The following is a 1,825-nucleotide window of genomic DNA, read 5'->3' as shown; positions in this document are numbered from 1 at the left end:
GGCGCGACAGTCCGCATCGAAGTCCGCCGCGCCCGCCCCGGCGAAACGCCCGGCCGCGCCATCGACGGCCGCCCCCATACCGGCGACACCCTCCCCTTGGCCCCCCCAGGCACGACCCAGAGCGTGCTGATCCTGGTTGAGTAAATGGCTACGGATGTAGATGGATAAAACGGATGAAGAACGGATTCAGAAATCTTATATCCGTTCTTCATCCGTTTTATCCGTTCTAATCCGTAGCTATTCCTTCCTGCAACTAGCCAATACTTGCTGCGTACTGTATTATGAGCATGGCATGAGTACAGACCTGACCGGTTACGAGCGGACTCTCGTCCGCCAACCTTCAGGTCTAGCACGAACAAGGAGTGTGCAATCATGGACTATATGGATACAGTACGACGTGGATGGCAGATCACTTGGAACAACAAGTGGTTATGGCTGCTGGGTTTCCTGGCGGCGCTGGGCAGCGGCGGCTCGGCCTTCAACAATTCCAACTACCAGGTGGACGCGCAGAATCTGCCGGCCGGCTCCGGCGGTCTCACGCCGGGTATGACCGCGGCCCTCGGCGGGGGCATCCTGCTGTTGCTGTGCGTCTTCTTCATCATCGGCATCCTGCTGTGGCTGGTCAGTCTGGCCGCGCGCGGCGGGTTGATCACCTCGGTCGTGGAACTGGCCCGCGGCGAGACCTCCAGCTTCCGCAAGGCGTTCGGCCAGGGCTGGCGCAAGGTTGTGCCGCTCTTGCTGATGACCATCGTCCTCTTCGCGGTGATGATCATTCTGGTCATCGTCATGGCCTTGCTCTTCGCCGGTACGATCGCCGGGGCCATCGCCGCCGGCAGCTCGGGCAGCGACAATCTGGCGGCCATCCTGGGCTCGCTCGGCGTCGGGCTGCTGTGCCTGTTGTGCCTGCTCGTCCCGCTGAGCCTCGTCCTCAACCTCATCTACCCGTTTGCCTACCGCGGCATCATGCTGCGCGACCTGGGCCTGATGGACTCCATCCGTCACGGTTGGAGTGTGTTGCGCGACAACCTGGGCAACATCCTCATCCTCGGCCTCATCTTCTTCGTGGTGAACGTCGTCATCGCCGTGATCTTCGGCGGCATCATGGGGCTGGTGGGACTCAGTACCGGCCTGTTGCAGGTGATGATGAGCGGCAACCAGGCGACGACGAGCCAATGGGTCGCCGCCGGGCTGGGCTTCCTGGCCGCGTCGCTGATCTTCGCCGTCATCTCGGCCATCGTCACCGCCTGGCGTTCGGCCACCTTCACCCTGGCCTACCAGCAGTGGACGGGCAAGGATGTGATCAAGGAGACGGTCGCCCCCGTTCCGCCCGCGCCGACGATGTAGACGATGTAGCGCGGGATGGTATCCCGCGTCTGGGTGCGTGGTAGGGGCGGGTTTCAAACCCGCCCCTACACATCGACGAATGAAGGAGGGTTAGCACATGGACTACACAGGAACCCTGCGCGACGGCTGGCTGTATACGTGGAAGCACAAATGGCTGTGGCTGCTGGCCCTGATCCCGGCGCTGGCCGGCGTCGTCGGCCTGCTGCCCACCCTGAGCGGCAGCCTCGTCACGGCCGACATGACGCCAGATCAGGTCATGTCCATGGCCGGCCGGTCGCTGCTGGTGAGCTGCGTCACCCTGATTCTGGTCCTCGTCATCTGGCTGGTGGGCCTGGCGACACGCGGCGGGATCATCACCGGTGTGGCCCGGCTGGCCCGCGGCGAGATGGTCGGTTTCGGCCACGCCTTTCGGGAGGGGTGGCGCAAGGTCTTGCCCCTGTTGGGGATGACCATCCTGCTCTATGGCGTGCTCATTCTCCTC

At 63.2% G+C, this 1,825-nt stretch carries 1 protein-coding gene and 1 pseudogene; both read left to right on the top strand.

Annotated features, from left to right (window positions below):
* Window positions 1-372: 372 nt before the first annotated feature.
* A complete protein-coding gene (locus tag ACE3UY_RS11390) occupies window positions 373-1,344 on the top strand; it encodes a hypothetical protein (RefSeq protein ID WP_374687647.1) in 972 nt (323 codons plus the stop codon).
* Window positions 1,345-1,441: 97 nt separating this feature from the next.
* Window positions 1,442-1,825 (top strand): annotated as a pseudogene (locus ACE3UY_RS11385) (hypothetical protein); the annotation flags it as partial.

The sequence above is a fragment of the Promineifilum sp. (SeqCode) genome, assembly GCF_041918635.1.
Taxonomy (GTDB): domain Bacteria; phylum Chloroflexota; class Anaerolineae; order Promineifilales; family Promineifilaceae; genus Promineifilum.
The sequence above is the reverse complement of the archived record's forward strand: the minus strand, read 5'-3'. Positions and strand labels throughout refer to the sequence as shown.